Genomic DNA, 16,599 nt, shown 5'->3' on the forward strand with positions numbered 1-16,599 from the left:
AATAAGGAGTGTTGACCATGAGCTTAAAAAAGAAACCTTCCCCATCCATAGACCAATGGCTCAAAGAAGCCAAGAGAGATTCCAGCGCCACCCAGGTAGGTATGTTCCTAACTCATAATGGTGTCGTCAGAGAAACACCAAAAGCCCAGGTGCGTCAAGGGATTCATGATGGTACTTCTGTAAAGGGCATGACCTTTTCCTATGATGCTGAAAAGGTTGACCATGCCATCGCTGAAGCAAGAGAATTAGAAGGAATCTTCTATCTTCGTGTATGGCTCAATGAAGGAGAACTCGAAGTAGGTGACGATATTATGTATATCCTCATTGGCGGTGACATCCGGCCGAACGTGGTCCATGGTCTCCAGTTTCTTGTGGAGAAAATTAAAACTCAGTGTGTGACTGAAATAGAAACTATCTCTTAGAAATTTTCTGTGCCAAAGTTTCCTTCCCGATAATCCTGAAAAGCTTGATCCAGTTCTTCCTGGGTATTCATGACAAAAGGGCCGCCTGCTACAGCCGGCTCTTTTAGTGGTTCTCCGCTAAGAACCATCAGCTTCACACCGGACTTCCCAGCTTTAATTCGAATTTTTCCTTCCTGGTTTTCAAAAAGAATAAAATCCTTGTGTTCGCTGTCGGCACCGTTTATTTCAGCCTTGCCTCCGGTTATAATCATGCCTGTGTTATAGTCTCCCGGCTCTTCAAAGAGAACCTCACTTCCACTAATTAGGTCCATCCAGTAAATATTCATGGGTGAATAAGTCATAGCTGGGCCTTTCACTCCGCCGAACTCGCCTGATACAACAGTGACATTTCCTGCGCCATCCGCCAGTTCCGCTTTTCCTAGTTTTGCGTTGGGTAAATCCTGATACCTGCCTGGTACGTATTTATCTTTTTTAGGTAAGTTTACCCATAGTTGTATCATATGAAAAATACCGCCCCGGTTCAAAAATGCTTTTTCATGGTATTCCTTATGCATAATGCCGCCGCCAGCCGTCATCCACTGAACATCGCCAGGGTAGATGATGCCATGATTTCCGGCATTATCATGATGCTCTACCGCCCCTTCAAAAGCAAAGGTAACGGTTTCGATCCCCCGATGAGGATGGGGCCCAATCCCTCGGGAGGTTTCTGAAGGCGGGAAGTTTCTTGGTATGTTGTAATCCATCAGTGCAAAAGGCGAGAATCGTTGCAACAGGTTTCTGCCTCCTGGAAAATAGTTTCTAACCAAAAATCCATTTCCTACCCAATGTTCTTTTTCTATGACAAACTTTTCTTCAATCGGTCTTAATGCTGTCATGTTTACGATCTCTCCTTTGCTCTTTTTCATTCGATGCTTACTTTCCATCACCTTACCGTAATTTTTCTCGCTTCTTATGATTTTTGCTCTTTTCTCTTTCCTTAAGGACGGTCCATTATTTCTTTGATCGATTTACGCAACCCGGGGGCTTCTTTCTTTTGAAGATCCAGATTCAGATTTTCTTTGTTCCCATAGTACCCCATGGCTACAGCCGCAATAATGGATATCCCTTCATCAAGCTCAAAGGCTTCCCTAATTTGATCCACACTAAAGCCAGCCATGGCATGGGTCTGCAACCCTCTTCGGTTTGCTTCCAGGCTAAGAAATCCCCAGGAAGTACCAGCGTCAAAAAGGTGCCATCGGTTATCTTTATCATTTTTAACAAACTGTTTCTTCGAGGTGATGATCATTAGCACCGGTGCTTGAGATGCCCATTCCTGGTTGGCTCCCACAAGAGCATCTAGTATTTGGGAGTAGGCTTTCTCCCCCTTCATGGCTACGATATAACGCCAGGGTTGTTCATTAAAGCAGGAGGGTGCGTACCGTGCAGCTTCCATAACACCCATTAGATCTTCCTCGGATACATACCTTTCTGGATCAAAAGCTCTGGGCGACCACCGGTCCTTAACTTCTTTCAGAATTTCATAGTCAAAAGTTCTGGTTGACATGTTTTTCCTCCTTCTCATCGATTCATCCTATCGCTGTCCTTTGAATATCTTTACTCCTCATCTCTTTCACGTTTTTCTTCATAGTTGCTTCGCAATTGTAACATTTAGCAATTGTAACATTTAAGAGATGTTTTTTAATCCACATTATATAGCTTACCCATTTTTTGCTTTTATAATTGCCGGTAATGTCAGAACCTCGAAAAATGATTCTATATAAAAATCGCTGATGTGAAGAATCTTTTCTTTGTCTTTTTTATTAGAGGAGTCACCTACGCCAATAGTTTTGAAACCAGCCTTTTTAGCCGTTTCAATGGCATACAAGGCATCTTCAAACACCCATATGTCTTTCGGTAAAGCACCCAGATATTCAGCGGCTTTCAAGTAAATATGAGGGCTTTTCTTGCTGGCACCCACCTCTGTGCAGGTGAAAATGGTTTCGAAGTATTGCATGATCTGAAGCCTTACCAATGCTTCTTCTAACACACACCGATCACAGGCTGTCGCCACTACCATTGCGATTCCTGCCTGATGCATTTTTTTCAGGAAAGAAGCCGCACCGTCTTTTAACAAAATCTGCCGTCGGTACTGTTCTTCGATGGTATGGTTCACACCTGCTATTATTTCATCTGCATCCATTATTAGGTCATATCTTTCCTTTAAGAAGACAGCGCCTTCCTTCATGCTCATAGAAAATAGCATTGTTGACAGATTAGGTTCTGCTTTTTTTCCAATACCAGCTAAAAACAGTTCGCCAGCTTTCTCCCATATAGGCATGGAATCTAGTAAGGTTCCATCTAAATCAAAAATAGCACCTTTCATCTTTTTCTTCCTTTCTTTATCAATAAGGTTCATGCATTACCAATAAACATCCTACTCAAAAAACCATTGCAAGGAACCAGTTTCCCATACAACGGTTTTTAATAATTCTAACAGCTCTTTCGCTTTCCTTTTCAATCATTTCAATCATTTTTTTGATCAATAGTTACTTGTTACTTTTATCTTCTTCGATGATGAAAGGAGTATCCCATTATTCAAGTTCTTTCTGCTTCTTTTTGCTTAAAGAGTTTAAGACCAATTCATAGGACATATCGATCATTTGTTTTAAGATATCTTTCGGTACATCACCTTCTAAATACACTGAATTCCAGTGCTCCTTATTCATATAATACCCTGCAACAATATGGTGATATTCCCTTCGTAACTGTTGCCCAAAGGCTGGTTCACATTTTAATGTAATTATCGGCTTTTTCTCTTTATCACCACCTTGCATAGCAAACATTTTCCCTCCTATAAGGTATCTTGTTGCATCCCATTCTACTTTAAAGTCTTTTTCGGCCCCTTTTTTAGACAGGCAGTAGCTATCCAACCACTCATCTTTCACAGAAATCTCTCCTTCCTAAAAACATTTTTCTACTGATATCCTCTTTCCATACTAACAGATCCCAATTAACAGATCCCAGTCCTTCTTTTAGCCGTCGTAGTTTTCTCTTGTAAAACCACCTTCTGAACAGTATATACATCTTTCTATACGATTTCTTATAATACCTTAGAGAATACCTATCCCAGGCTCTCAATATCGCAAGATTCCCTTCACTTTTTCCTCAATTTCATTCCATACACATCCTCCTATGCATCCATCATTACAAACATGAAGTGGTATCTCCCATCTTCGCATTGATCCATCGCCTGCCTTCATTTAGTATGATTTAAGATCCTTTTATTGATAATTGCCATATCCATCTATCGTTGTCTTTTTTTATCTGATGACCCCTCAGCTTTATTTCTACTTTTCTGAAAAGATCATCTTGTCTTGCAACTCAACTTTTTTGCCTTTTGCAGGTATTCTTGCAAAATAATTGCCTACTTTCCACTTGTGTCTTGTTAATTGCTTAACAAGGTAGTATGATTCTTCTTATAGATATTATCTATACTTTTTTATCATTGCATTCATTTATTCAATTCACAAGGAGGTTTTTGCAGATGAAAGGTCTTTTTGAAGTAGTCGAGTATCTCAATAGCTTGTTGTGGGGTCCTCCCATGTTGGCACTTTTGCTTGGTACTGGCATTTGGTTTACATTTCGCTTGCGTTTTGTTCAGGTTCGTAAAATTAAGTTGGTTTTCAAGAAGACATTTGGAGATGTGTTTAAAAAGAGTGAAAAGGCAGATGAGCATGGAATGTCTTCTTTTCAAGCTTTAGCAACCGCCATTGCGGCTCAGGTTGGTACAGGGAACCTGGCCGGCGTTGGAACAGCCATTGCCGCCGGCGGCCCCGGAGCTGTTTTCTGGATGTGGTTGAGTGGTTTTTTTGGCGCTGGAACTATTTTTGCTGAAGCAATCCTTGGTCAAACTTATAATCAGCGAGTAGATGGTCAAAAGGTAGGAGGACCTGCTTATTATATAAAACATGGTCTTGGTAGTCCGGCTTTAGCTGGTTTTTTTGCAGTTTCTATTATCATTGCCTTAGGCTTTATTGGAAATATGGTTCAGTCTAATTCCGTATCAGATTCCATGAATGCGGCTTTTGGTATTCCTCATATTGTACTGGGAATCATAACGGCTATTGTGGTTGGCGCCATTGTAATGGGTGGAATTTCACGAATCGCCTCTTTCGCCGTTACCATTGTACCAATCATGGCCGGAATTTATATTCTTGGATGCTTAGTCATTATTTTTAGAAATCTTGGTGAAGTTATTCCTGCTTTTCAGTTAATTATTCAAAGTGCTTTTAATCCGATGGCTGCCACTGGCGGAGTAGTTGGTGTAACTGTCAAAGAAGCTATGAGGTATGGTATTGCGCGAGGCCTTTTTTCAAATGAAGCTGGAATGGGTTCCACACCTCATTCCCACGCCATCGCTAAGGTAGCTCACCCTTCTCAGCAGGGTTTTGTCGCTATTATGGGTGTTATTATTGATACGTTGGTGGTTTGTACTTTTACCGCCTTAATCATAATTATTACTGGAACGTATGAAACTGGCCTGGTAGGAATTCAGTTAACTCAACAAAGTTTCGCTATCGGTTTGGTCGGGTATGGTGAATACTTTATTGCTATTTCTCTCTTTTTCTTTGCCTTGTCCACCATTATTGCCTGGTACTATTTTGGAGAAGGAAATATCAAATACCTTTTTGGACAAAAAGCAATTCGTGCGTATCAGGTAATCGTTTTAATATGTATTGTTCTTGGTACTTTGGTTGAGGTAGAGGATGTTTGGGAACTTGCCGACCTGTTTAATGGATTAATGGTTATTCCAAATCTAATTGCTTTACTTGGATTAAGCGCTATCGTTATCAAGAGTCTCGAAAGCTATGAATCTAGCGATTTAGACAAATAATAACACTACCTTGTAAAAGCTTCCTAATCTAACGCAAGTCGGATTAGGAAGCTTTTTTACTGGTTCACTAGTTCATTTCATATACTTTTTCACCATTCATTATCGCTGATTGAATTTTCTCCAACTCTTCTAACGCTACTTCCTTTGTATCGTATAATCCCAGCTCCTCGGTCTCATTGCCCCAAAAACTACTATTAGGAATAGTACCCACAATAGCGCCCTTTTTTTTGCTTCCCCAATTACTCGTTACTGAAAACCCAGCATAGTTCCCTATTTTCTTTTTATCTTGGCTTCTTACCCACATCGCTTTTCCTCCCTGTCAAATCTCTTTATTGAAGCATACCTTAAGATGTCATGGATCTCAACAACACCCTTCCCGGAAACAAATTTAATAATATGTCCCTTTTAAGTATACTTCATAAAAAATATTCCTTGCAACAAGGGAAGATAAATAGGACTTATAGATTAGGCTTATATGGGATTTTTATTGGGCAAGAAGGTGGATGTAGTGATAAAATAGAAAATTATTAGTTGCTTCTTTCGCCATTCGCCAAAATCCTATTGATAAATTCCTTGTTTAAAAGTACCAATGGTAGGCTGTACTGGACAAAAGCCGAAGAAAAAAATCTATTGATCCCTCAAAACATATAAACACAAGAGAGGTGAAGCAATGTATCTGGAGATTGAAAAACTGTCAAAAGAATATGGAGATCTATTAGCTATTGATCATTTTACCAGCCGATGGGAAGACCATGAGATCATTGGCTTAGTAGGGCCCAATGGTGCCGGGAAGTCTACTTTGTTCAAGATAGTAGCAGGGTTTCTTGAACCGCATCAGGGGAACATACGACTTAACGGAGAGAATGTTTCTTTAGGTGCTGTTGCCTACGTGCCAGAGTTTCCTGATTTATTCCCCGTGTTAAGTGTATGGGAGCATTTTAAGTTTATTTCCTTAGCCTATAAGATCAATCACTGGGAGCAGGAAGCACAGGAATATCTGGAGGCTTTTCAACTGACGGATAAAAAGAATTCCTTAGCGGGAGAACTTTCAAAGGGTATGAAACAAAAGGTGATGATCGCTATTTCTTTACTGCGAAAACCCTCTGTTTTACTAATGGATGAGCCGTTTTCTGGTCTAGATCCTTTATCCAGCCGAGAACTACAGCATCGCATTCAGAGGTTAAAGAGTCCGAACCGAATTGTTCTGGTATCAAGTCACAACCTAAACACCATTCAATCAATTTGTGATAGAGTTTTGATCATGAAGCATGGCGTTTTATTGAGAGATCAGAAGATGAGCGCTATTCTTAATGAAACCAGGCAAAAGGGTTTTGAAACCCTAGAGGATTTTTTTCTGGAGGTGACAAGGTTTGGGAACTCTTAACGCTTTCCTTTTTCTGGAGTGGAAAACCCTTACTAATAAGATTAGACACTATCGAAAGTATAAATTCCAAAGTGGTTTGATCTTATTAGGATTTGTTTTATTCGGGTTGATGTTTTTTAGTATTCCAGGTGGTGAAACCCCTGAATTTTCAGAAACTTCAATAGGATACAGCGAACACATCATCGGCGGCATGATCCTGGGAACCTTCATCATACATCTTTTGATGGCCAGCACCAAATTTCCTGTAAAGCTTCCAGGCTATAGTCCCTCTTTGCTCTTAAGCCTTCCGATATCTACTCGAGGACTAATTCTTTATTATTTAGTGAAGCAATTTTTTATCCAGGCTGTCGTGAAACTATATTTGGTGTATTTTATGGTATCCAGCTTAGGAAGATCATTTCTTCCTTCTGGCTATTTCTTTGCATGGATAGGTTATTTGCTGTTAGGGATTTGGGTGGCGGCTGTCTCTCTCCTATTGCATCGTATGATGCGCCGCTTTTCTCTCGATAAAGTTTATCTATGGGGATTTCTTTTAATGCTGTTGATTATTGGCTTTATCGAGAGCGGAGCCAATTTTCCGATTTTCTTGAATTTGATACATCCTCAGAACTGGTGGCCTCTAAAAGGTTTTTATCTATTGATTGTTGATGTATTTCAGCCAGCAGAATCTTCTTTATGGCCTGTTTTGTTTGCTACAGGATGTTTGACATTCCTGACCTTCGCTTTAGCCTTTTGGAGACTGGAATATACGAGGGAAGAAATCACCAGCGAAATATATAAAGCAAAGCAAATGATGGATCAATCCAGCAAAATAAAAGATCCCGATGAAGTGATGCTTCAGTTTTTCGGAGCCCCCAAAAAGAGCTGGATCGCAAATCGTTCATGGACTCCCGGTATTGTAACCGCTTTGATTTGGAAAGAATTAGTTACCTTAGAACGATTAAAGTCTTCGGAGCTTAAGCTTGGGGGGATTTCTGCTTTTGTTTTAGGAATCATCGGTGGTCTCTTGTATGTTTTTCTCACGATACCCGTAACCATTTTTTTGCTTCCGGCGCTTCTCAATGGTCTGGGTGCTAGCAAACCATCCATCAGCGTCTTTCACTCCCTTGTCTGCCAGCTTCCCGGGTCTTGGTTTCAGAAACTTTTCGGCGTAAGCATATTATCAGCGTTGGAAGGAATGATTTACCATTTAGTCGCCTTAACGGCAGTGATTTTTACGATTGTCTTTTTCAAAGGAATTGAGAGCCTTGATGCCGTCGTCTATGTATTACCTTCTTTTCTTTTGATGCTTTTACCACTTAATCTGCTAGCTACCGTCCTTGGACTTTTAGGGTATCTTCTTGGTTTTCGATTTATTGGAGTGTTTCGGATAGTCATTGTATTCCTACCTGGAATCCTTCATTTTGGAATCTTTATTTTTGGGGGATACAAGCTGCATTGGCATTTTGGAATAAGTTCTTTTCTTGCCATAGGAGCATTGGCCTTATCCTGGTTTTGGATGAAAGTAAGCAGTCTTTACTTATCCAAACATTTTGCTAAGCTTCGAGAAGCCTCTACTTCTATCTAAACTGAGTCGTCTCTTCTTTGTGTTTTTATATTGTTGTATGCAACATGAACGTTTTGCGTATCCATTGATGAAAAAAGAAAATCCAACATGAAATAGGGAGGTAACTAATGAATCATACAACTATTAGCTTTGATACTATCAAGCAAAATGAAGAAGTGACCGCTTACATGACCGCTGGCGATCAGGTGCTGGAAGCTATGGGGTACACGGAGCATGCTTTTGTCCATGGCCGTATTGTTGCTAACTGGGCCAGTGAAATCATATCGGCTTTTGGCTATAGTGACCGGGAAGCAGAACTGGTTAAAATAGCGGCTTACCTTCACGATATCGGCAATGTGGTTAATCGGGAAGGGCATGCTCAATCCAGCGCTATCATAGCTTTCACCCTCCTGACCCGCTTAGGAATGGATCCGAAAGAAATCAGCCAGATCATCTCCTCCATCGGGAATCATGATGAAGGGAATGGTCAGATCATCAGTCCCTTGTCTGCCGCTTTGGCTATTGCTGATAAAAGTGATGTGCGCCGTAGCCGCGTTCGAAATCAGGATCCTATCACTTTTGATATTCACGACCGGGTTAACTATGCGGTGGAAAAATCAGAACTGATCGTAGATGCCACGAAGAAAACCGTCACCTTATACCTTACCATCGACACCGCTATTGCACCTAAAATTGAGTACTTTGAAATATTTCTTGGACGAATGATGATGTGCCGAAAAGCCGCCGATTCCCTTGGCGCTACCTTCCTTCTCTTTATGAACCAGACCCAAATGTTGTAAAGAGAAGGAAAAGAAGGCTTATTCCACTTCCCCCTGTGTTAGGATAGTTGTCATAGCCTTCCAACTAAAGTATAGTGAGCACTGACCTTTTTTCGATAAATGGGACACAAATAAGTTAGTTTTTCTACGATTTTCTAAGAATTGCTTTGTTTTTTATGCAACCATAGGCTGTTTACTTGCAATAAAGTCTGAAATTCCAAGGTTTCCAAGGGCTTGATGCCGTCGTTTCCGGTTATAAAATTGGTCGATATACCAGTAGAGATCTTGCTTGGCTTCTTTCTTGACAATGACCGATCATAATGAATATCCAGGAAATGATGTGCTGGAAATACACGTTGTACCGGTAGTGCCGATATCCGTTCAAGTGAGACAAGATACGCTTCTGGATCGGTTGATGTATCATAAGCAAATAACGTGTCTTTATAAATTAAATCTCCAGTGAAAAGATAATCTGAATCCTTTTCTCAGAAACTCATATGTCCCGGTGAATGACTAGGTGCATGTTGAACGCTAATACAACGACCACCTATATCTAGGATATCATGGTCTTTCAGTACCCTTGTGGGTTTCCCTAAAAAAACTTGTATTCATTAACGGCATAGCTCTTTGGCAGATCGCAACGGTCAACCACCATTCCCTTGATCTGTTTCATTTTCACAAACGTCTTAACTAATAAACACTATTCTAATTGCTTCGCCGTCTGATGACTTTCTCCTCTTTTATCCAGTGATTTTATTCACAATATTTTCAAATTCTGTTTTTCTTCTCTTACTGTTCAGCTATGTGAATGCTATCGTATTCTGTCCAAAACCATACGTCCTTGCGGACTGTCTTAAACAGTTATGTAAAAGGATTCCCTTAAGATGGATACAGAATCGAAATAAACGGCTAAAAGGTACACATTGCATTGATTGCTGTATCTTTTTTAGGGTTTAAGGTCTGTAGTTCCTGCATTGCTTTTAATCCTAAAGGAGTCGCCGCATTCCCAAGGCCTAGCCTATTGGCTGCCATGTTCATAATAATAGCCCCCATTGCAGGATGATCCGATGGAACTTCGGGAAACAAGGTCTGATTTCATGGCTTTGGTCGGAAACTCTATCGAAAATTCCGCTGGAAGCTACACATCCTTCTTTATTAAATAGTCGGGAAGGCGTTCCATGCGAATTAAATCTTGATAGGTTTCCCTCTCTACAATAACATAACTTCCTTCATCACTCAAAAGCACCACCGCTGCTTTTGGGGTTTTATTATAATGACTGGCCATCGAATAATTATAGGCTCCCGTATTTTTCATCACAAGGACGTCGCCACTTTCCAATTCTGGCGTAGGTAAATCCCATATTAAGATATCCCCACTTTCACAACATTTTCCTGCAATGGTGGTGACTTGATCTGTTTTTTCCTGCCATTTATTCGCAATAACCCCATCATACCTGGCTTGATAAAGTGCTGGTCTTGGATTATCAGGCATCCCACCATCCACACTGGCGTATTTTCGAATGCCTTCAATCTCTTTGATCGATCCAATGGTATATAAAGTGATTCCAGCTTCTCCGATGATCCATCTTCCCGGCTCAATGATAATGCTTGGCTGGCTCCATGATTCTTTTTCAAATTGACGGCTTACTTCTTTCATAATTTCATCTGTGTAAAAACCTATTTCATGGGTCTGTTCTTCCTCAGCGGTATACTTAATTCCAAATCCACCGCCTACATTTAATTCTTCTGTGCTATATCCCAGTTCGATTTTCAATACTTTTATAAGATTGATGACTATTTGAACGGCTGCCAGGTAAATATTGTTTTCAAAGAGCTGTGAACCCAAATGAAAATGAAAGCCGAGTAATGTCAGCCGCCTATTTGCCATGGTTTTTTTTACGATCCTATGCAACTCTTTCTTGTTGAGGGGCAGACCAAATTTCGAATCCTTTTGACCTGTTTGAATGTATTTATGGGTGTCTCCTTCAATTCCAGGAGATAGGCGAAACAAAATATTGGCATGAGAATCCATGCTTTCAGCGATAGCCGCCAACATCTCTAGTTCGTACTCATTATCTACAATAATTCGTCCAACATCATGTTTTACGGCCATTTCCAGCTCTTCTCGAGATTTATTGCTTCCGTGAAAAATCACTCTTTCCATCGGAAATTTAGCTGCAATTGCTGTATAGAGTTCTCCACCAGAAACCACGTCCAGGCCTAATCCTTCTTCTTCTATGATTTTACAGATGGCTTGGGTGAGAAAGGCTTTACTGGCGTAAGCGGCAAAGGATTTATCATATTTCATTAAAAAGTTTTCTTGAATGTTTCGGCACTTTTCCCGAATCATTTTTTCTGAAAGTACATAAAGCGGTGTTCCATAGGTTTTCGCCAGTTCAACTGTATCATAACCAGCAAAGCAATAATTTGTTCCCATATTCTTTTGTTCCTCCTTCTAGCTTCAATTAGTACCTCTTTGAAAAGCAATAACCATGCCAATTAGCATCGGTTGCCGGTTTTTTATTTGCTTTGGCTTTTTGCAGGAGGTTCAGAAGGCTCCGAAGGTTCATCAAATCCTTAAGAATATAAACAGCCCTCGTTTCGTTCGTTTTCACGAACGCACCAAAGGCTGTTTTCACTGTGAGCTTTTATTGTAAAAGCTTCGTCTATGGTTCGTTTTTTCGAACTTAATTCCGTTTATGCGAACTCCTAAATGATTTTCTTCAAAATATAGGTGGTATCTTTGAGGTTCTATGAAAAATCGGAAGTTCTATAGACAAATGGATGGAAGTGTTTCTTAACGGTCTTGTCAGCTATTTAGTAGCATTTTTTTAGCGTTTTAGTAGCGCTTTTGTTAGAGGTTATATTTTTTCAATTTATCGTAAAAAGCGGTTTTTTTGATTCCTAATAACTCCCAGGCTTCTTTATGTTGGTTATTCGTTATTTTCAAAGCCTGTTGAATGGCTGTTTTTTCCGCCTCCTGGACAGCTTTTTTCAAGTTGAAATCGATAGCATTCGATTTTGTCGGATCAAAAATTCTGGTATTTGAGGTTCTTTTGGTCTCCATCATTAAGTGTTTGGAAAATAGGGTTTTTCCATCCATAAAATGCAAGGAATGTTCCAGCGTATTCTCTAGTTCTCTTACATTCCCCGGCCAGTCATAGGCTATCATTTTCCTCATTGCTTCCGGCGATATGGTTTCAGCCTCGCATCCCACTCTTTTTCTTAATTTAGGTAAAAGATGGTTTACAATGGCATAAATATCTTCTTTTCTTTCTCTTAGAGGCGGAATATCGATGGGAAATACGTTAATACGGTAAAAAAGATCTTCTCTGAACTTTCCCTTGCTGATTTCATTTTCCAGGTTTCGATTGGTTGCCACGATCACCCTTCCAGAAAAATGGATTTTCTTGTTGCCGCCAACAGGATAAAAGCTTTTGCTTTGCAGGACTTCCAGTAGCTTTGACTGTAACATCAGTGGAAGTTCGCCAATCTCATCTAAAAATACAGTTCCAGCTTTTGCCAAAGTAAACATTCCCTGTTTTCCTTGTTTCTTAGCACCGGTAAAGGCTCCTTCCTCATATCCAAACAATTCACTTTCTATTAATGATTCGGGAATACCGCCGCAATTCACCTGTACAAAAGGTTCCGCTGCATAGATCCCGGCATCATGAATTTCTTTTGCCAGAATGGTTTTACCTGTGCCGCTTTCTCCTGTCATTAAAACCGTCGAAGCAGACTGGGAAGCTTTATATGCCAATTTTTTCACATGGGTGATGGCATCACTGCTTCCATGTATATTTTTGAATCCTTCTATTCCCTGTTCTTGTTGTAATTGTTTCTGTGCCTGGGTTAATTTTGATAAGGCTTCATCCCGTTCCCCCATGATTTGCTTTACTTCTGAAACGTCTTCCACTTTCAGCACGGCTCCTACTCTTCCAGTCTGATCATTTAAGGGGTTTATGGTGCATAGGGTGGTGTATCCGTTGATTTCCGTCAGTTGATCAATATAACGCTCACTGCCACCTTTTGCTACGTGGACAAAGCTTTTTATCATCTGATTATCATCCTGATGGATATCAAAAATGCTCTTTCCAACAACATCAAAACCGCTTCCTACTCGTTTGGCTCTGTAGGGAGTTTTCATCAGTAGTTCTTTCACGCTTTCTCCCTTTGCTGTATAGCCTCTGGTTTGATAAAATTTCACTTTTCCTGTTTTTTTGCAAAGGCATACCATGTGGGCAATGTCTTTTTTAAACGGTAATGGAAAGCTTTTTTCATCCACTCGGATCCAGACGACTTTTTTCACCTGGTCGATTTTGATTTCGATCCAATGGCCAAGAAACTTCTGTTTCAATTCTAAATGATCATAGTTCCCCTTTTGAATTTTGCATATTCCTTCCGAAGTATCATCATAGCTTCCCATTCCTAGGAGAGCAACTTTTGGGTCAATCTGGTCATTCTTTATCCCAATTTTTTCGAAATCTTCCCGCTCCATGCCGCCGTCGTCTTTTCGAACGCCGGTAATTCCCAGGATAACAATATCTCCCTTTTCGAGCTGACCTGCCGGATGCCCAATACCATCATCTTCTGTTAACCCAAAAATCTCTTTGGCTTTTTTATTGTAGAATTGAATGATTCCTTGGTCATCAATAAAGATAAATCCTTCCGACATCATATCGACAAACTGTTTCATAAAACCGTATTTTTCCAACATGTTTTCACCCTCTTTGTGTTTCATCGTTAAATCCCCGCATCAAAGGTTATTGGCGGGGATTTTCATTAGAAAGATTCTTCAATTTCGATATCCCATTTCATTTGAAATCAAACGGGTATATTTCAATAAATGTTCTTTAAAGGCATCGATCACTTCGCAGGTGACACGAATAGTAGGACCGGATATACTAACGGCTCCGATCACATCATTACGATAGTTAAAAACGGGAGCCCCGATACATCGAATTCCGAACTCATTTTCTTCTTCATCTAAAGCATATCCAGCTTCCCGAACCTTCTCCAGCACCTTTAACAATTCATCATAAACGACTACGGTATTAGGGGTGCGTTGAATAATCTCACTGGCCTCCCATATTTCCCGCACTTTTGGCTCCGGCCAGTACGCCATCATTGCCTTTCCTGCTGAAGTACTGTACAGCGGGCTGCGTGCGCCAATGCGTGAATGCATGCGGATATTATTGTTCGACTCCACCTTGTCAATATAAACCATGTCCGTACCGTCTGGAATGACCAAATGAACTACTTCGTTAGTAACATCTCGAATCGCTTCAATATAAGGTCTTGCCACTTTTAATAGTTCCATACGATCGATGATACGGCTTCCAATTTCAAACATTTTAATGCTTAAATGATAACGCTGATTATGCTGACTTTGACTGACGTATCCATGATGGATCAGCGTCAATAGTAAGCGATGAACGGTGCTTTTATGAAGACCGATCAACTGACTGACTTCGGTTAATCCCAAACCATCCTGATGAGTCGACAGTAGTTCCATGATTGCGATGGTTCTATCTACCGATTGAACCGTATTGATTGAGTCTTTCATATTGAGCACTCCTCCATTGAATAAGACATTTGTAGTATATGCGTTAAGTATGTGTAAAGAAACCCTTATACTTGAATTTTACGGCAGTTTAGCACTTTTTGTCAATCTCAATCATTCGTTCCAGGCATTAGTATCCTTTATCAAGATCAATACGGTTTAGCATAGTACCTTTTCCAGAGAGATATGATGCAACAAAATACTAATGTAAAGCCCCTTATCCTAAACAAGAGACAAGGGGTTTTATGTTAAAAAAAAAAAAAGAGGGCACATTTTAGAAGGTAGGTACTGAAACGACATATCTTTATTCCATATATCCACCTTTCATAGGGGAAACAGCTAATTTTGTATAGACACCCAACGCACCTTTCGTGTATTTGGGCCTTGGTTTAATCCAACGTGTTTTTCGTTCCTGAATAATTTTCTCTATTTCTTCTTTCTCTAAAAGCCTTTCTTTAATTCCAATAATATTCAATTGTCTTTTGGGAATATTCACCTCAATAAGATCCCCTTCTTCTACAAGAGCTATGGGGCCTCCTTCACAAGCTTCCGGAGAAACATGGCCTATAGCCGGTCCTCTTGTGGCACCAGAAAATCTTCCGTCTGTTATCAATGCGGTTGTAGCCGCTAATTCAGGATCGGAAGCTATGGCCTCCGTCGTGTAGAACATTTCAGGCATTCCAGAACCTTTTGGTCCTTCATAACGTATACAAACTCCGTCTCCTGGCTTTATTTTCTTTGATAAAACAGCTTCAATAGCTTCTTCCTCGCTGTCAAAAGGACGTGCCACTAAGGTTGCTTCCATCATTTCCTCTGGAATCGCAGAATGCTTAACCACAGCTCCTTCTGGCGCCAGATTTCCTTTTAGAATACCGATGGCTCCTTCTTTTCTAATAGGATTGATCTTAGTTTTAATAATATCTTCTTTCTCAAAGCCTTTTTCTTCCAGTAGTTGATAACATCCTTCATAATAGTGACCATTTTTCAGTTCTTCTAAGTTTTCGCCAAGAGATTTTCCCGTAACCGTTATCACATCTAAATGAAGAAATTCTTTAATTTCTTCCATAACACCAGGAACGCCTCCTGCATACCAGAAATATTCACCAGGAAACTCTCCACTAGGACGCACATTAAGGATATACGGGATTTTACGATGAATCTCATCGAATGTTTCCGGTTTAAGGCTCAAATCTAGTTCTCGGGCGATAGCTGGAAGATGGAGTAACGTATTGGATGATCCCGCTACTGCAGCATGAACCATGATTGCATTTTCAAAAGCTTTTTCTGTCAAAATTTTATCCGCTGTAAGGTTAGCATCAATAAGGGCAAGGGTTTGTTTCCCCACTGTCCGAGCATGTTTTTTCAAATCCTTCGATGTAGCTGGCATAAACGCCGTCCCTGGCAGTGCCATGCCCAATGCTTCTGCCATTACCTGCATCGTTCCTGCCGTTCCCATAAAAGAACAGGCTCCACAGGAGGGGCAAGCATTATGCTTAAAGTGAGTAAATTCTTCTTGGGTAATTTCCTTGCGTTGATATTTTGCACTATAGGTTCCAATCTGCTCCAGAGTTAGCATTCCGGGACCTGCTTCCATTACTCCACCAGTTAAGACAATAGAAGGAATTTTCATTCGTGCAATAGCCTGAAGGTGAGCAGGCATCCCTTTATCACAGCTTGCAATAAAGACACCCGCATCAAAAGGAGTTGCTCCCATATGAATTTCGATCAAATTAGTAATATACTCTCTCGATGCCAGCGAATAATTCATTCCATCATGTCCTTGGGCTTGGCCGTCACAAATATCCGTAGCAAAATACCTGGCTGGTTTTCCACCCTTTTCACAGATGCCTTGGTAAGCTTCCTCAACCAGTTGATCTAAATGAACACTTCCTGGATGACTTTGACCGTAAGTGCTCTCAATGATAATCTGCGGTTTTTCCAATTCTTCTTTCGACCAACCCATACCCATTCGGAGAGAATCCATTTCTGGTGCTTTTTCTCTCATTTCCTGACTCTTTAGCATTAGCCTCTT

15 protein-coding genes are annotated in these 16,599 nt (G+C 40.4%); 5 read left to right on the forward strand and 10 right to left on the reverse strand.

The features are described from left to right. Nucleotides 1–17: 17 nt before the first annotated feature. Nucleotides 18–422 carry a molybdenum cofactor biosynthesis protein MoaE gene (locus BLV55_RS12240; protein WP_093314862.1) on the forward strand — a complete coding sequence of 135 codons (405 nt, stop codon included), beginning with the start codon at nt 18–20 and terminating at the stop codon, nt 420–422. On the opposite strand, the gene BLV55_RS12245 is transcribed toward BLV55_RS12240, so the two are convergent. The 4 genes from BLV55_RS12245 to BLV55_RS12260 all read right to left on the reverse strand — a co-directional run bounded on the left by BLV55_RS12245 (nt 419) and on the right by BLV55_RS12260 (nt 3,346). Next, nucleotides 419–1,297 carry a pirin family protein gene (locus BLV55_RS12245; protein ID WP_093314864.1) on the reverse strand — a complete coding sequence of 293 codons (879 nt, stop codon included), beginning with the start codon at nt 1,295–1,297 and terminating at the stop codon, nt 419–421. The genes BLV55_RS12240 and BLV55_RS12245 overlap by 4 nt on opposite strands. Before the next feature lie 101 nt (nt 1,298–1,398). Beyond that, nucleotides 1,399–1,965, reverse strand: coding sequence for a nitroreductase family protein (locus tag BLV55_RS12250; RefSeq protein WP_093314866.1), 567 nt, complete (start codon nt 1,963–1,965; stop codon nt 1,399–1,401). A gap of 153 nt (nt 1,966–2,118) precedes the next feature. Then, complete coding sequence (locus tag BLV55_RS12255) at nt 2,119–2,784, reverse strand: HAD family hydrolase (RefSeq protein WP_242870124.1); 666 nt, start codon at nt 2,782–2,784, stop codon at nt 2,119–2,121. Nucleotides 2,785–2,992: 208 nt separating this feature from the next. Continuing rightward, nucleotides 2,993–3,346 (reverse strand): MmcQ/YjbR family DNA-binding protein, encoded by a 354-nt coding sequence (locus tag BLV55_RS12260; protein ID WP_093314870.1) that lies wholly within the window; start codon nt 3,344–3,346, stop codon nt 2,993–2,995. A gap of 599 nt (nt 3,347–3,945) precedes the next feature. Between BLV55_RS12260 and BLV55_RS12265 the strand changes: the two genes are divergently transcribed. Then, nucleotides 3,946–5,295, forward strand: a complete 1,350-nt coding sequence (locus BLV55_RS12265; protein ID WP_093314872.1) for an alanine/glycine:cation symporter family protein — start codon at nt 3,946–3,948, stop codon at nt 5,293–5,295. Between the two features lie 67 nt (nt 5,296–5,362). On the opposite strand, the gene BLV55_RS12270 is transcribed toward BLV55_RS12265, so the two are convergent. Then, nucleotides 5,363–5,599 carry a S8/S53 family peptidase gene (locus BLV55_RS12270; RefSeq protein ID WP_093314874.1) on the reverse strand — a complete coding sequence of 79 codons (237 nt, stop codon included), beginning with the start codon at nt 5,597–5,599 and terminating at the stop codon, nt 5,363–5,365. Between the two features lie 366 nt (nt 5,600–5,965). Here BLV55_RS12270 and BLV55_RS12275 point away from each other — a divergent pair, with 366 nt between their 5' ends. From BLV55_RS12275 to BLV55_RS12285, 3 genes are all read left to right on the forward strand, one after another. Next, nucleotides 5,966–6,679 (forward strand): ABC transporter ATP-binding protein, encoded by a 714-nt coding sequence (locus BLV55_RS12275; RefSeq protein ID WP_093314876.1) that lies wholly within the window; start codon nt 5,966–5,968, stop codon nt 6,677–6,679. After that, nucleotides 6,666–8,246 (forward strand): hypothetical protein, encoded by a 1,581-nt coding sequence (locus BLV55_RS12280; protein ID WP_093314878.1) that lies wholly within the window; start codon nt 6,666–6,668, stop codon nt 8,244–8,246. Before BLV55_RS12275 ends, BLV55_RS12280 begins: the two co-directional genes overlap by 14 nt. A 107-nt stretch (nt 8,247–8,353) precedes the next feature. Next, on the forward strand, nt 8,354–9,025 hold the full coding sequence (locus tag BLV55_RS12285) for an HD domain-containing protein (protein WP_093314880.1): 672 nt from the start codon (nt 8,354–8,356) through the stop codon (nt 9,023–9,025). An 888-nt stretch (nt 9,026–9,913) separates the two neighbouring features. Here BLV55_RS12285 and BLV55_RS12295 read toward each other — a convergent pair. From BLV55_RS12295 to ilvD, 5 genes are all read right to left on the reverse strand, one after another. Beyond that, a complete protein-coding gene (locus BLV55_RS12295; RefSeq protein ID WP_330386622.1) occupies nt 9,914–10,042 on the reverse strand; it encodes a hypothetical protein in 129 nt (42 codons plus the stop codon). 100 nt (nt 10,043–10,142) lie between these two features. Continuing rightward, nucleotides 10,143–11,441 (reverse strand): diaminopimelate decarboxylase, encoded by a 1,299-nt coding sequence (gene lysA / locus BLV55_RS12300; protein WP_093314882.1) that lies wholly within the window; start codon nt 11,439–11,441, stop codon nt 10,143–10,145. 417 nt (nt 11,442–11,858) lie between these two features. Then, a complete protein-coding gene (locus BLV55_RS12305; protein ID WP_207646078.1) occupies nt 11,859–13,745 on the reverse strand; it encodes a sigma 54-interacting transcriptional regulator in 1,887 nt (628 codons plus the stop codon). A gap of 54 nt (nt 13,746–13,799) precedes the next feature. Further along, on the reverse strand, nt 13,800–14,570 hold the full coding sequence (locus tag BLV55_RS12310) for an IclR family transcriptional regulator (protein ID WP_093314886.1): 771 nt from the start codon (nt 14,568–14,570) through the stop codon (nt 13,800–13,802). 301 nt (nt 14,571–14,871) lie between these two features. Next, nucleotides 14,872–16,590 (reverse strand): dihydroxy-acid dehydratase, encoded by a 1,719-nt coding sequence (gene ilvD, locus BLV55_RS12315; protein ID WP_093314888.1) that lies wholly within the window; start codon nt 16,588–16,590, stop codon nt 14,872–14,874. Between the last annotated feature and the right edge of the window lie 9 nt (nt 16,591–16,599).

Source organism: Tindallia californiensis (assembly GCF_900107405.1).
Lineage (GTDB): Bacteria > Bacillota > Clostridia > Peptostreptococcales > Tindalliaceae > Tindallia > Tindallia californiensis.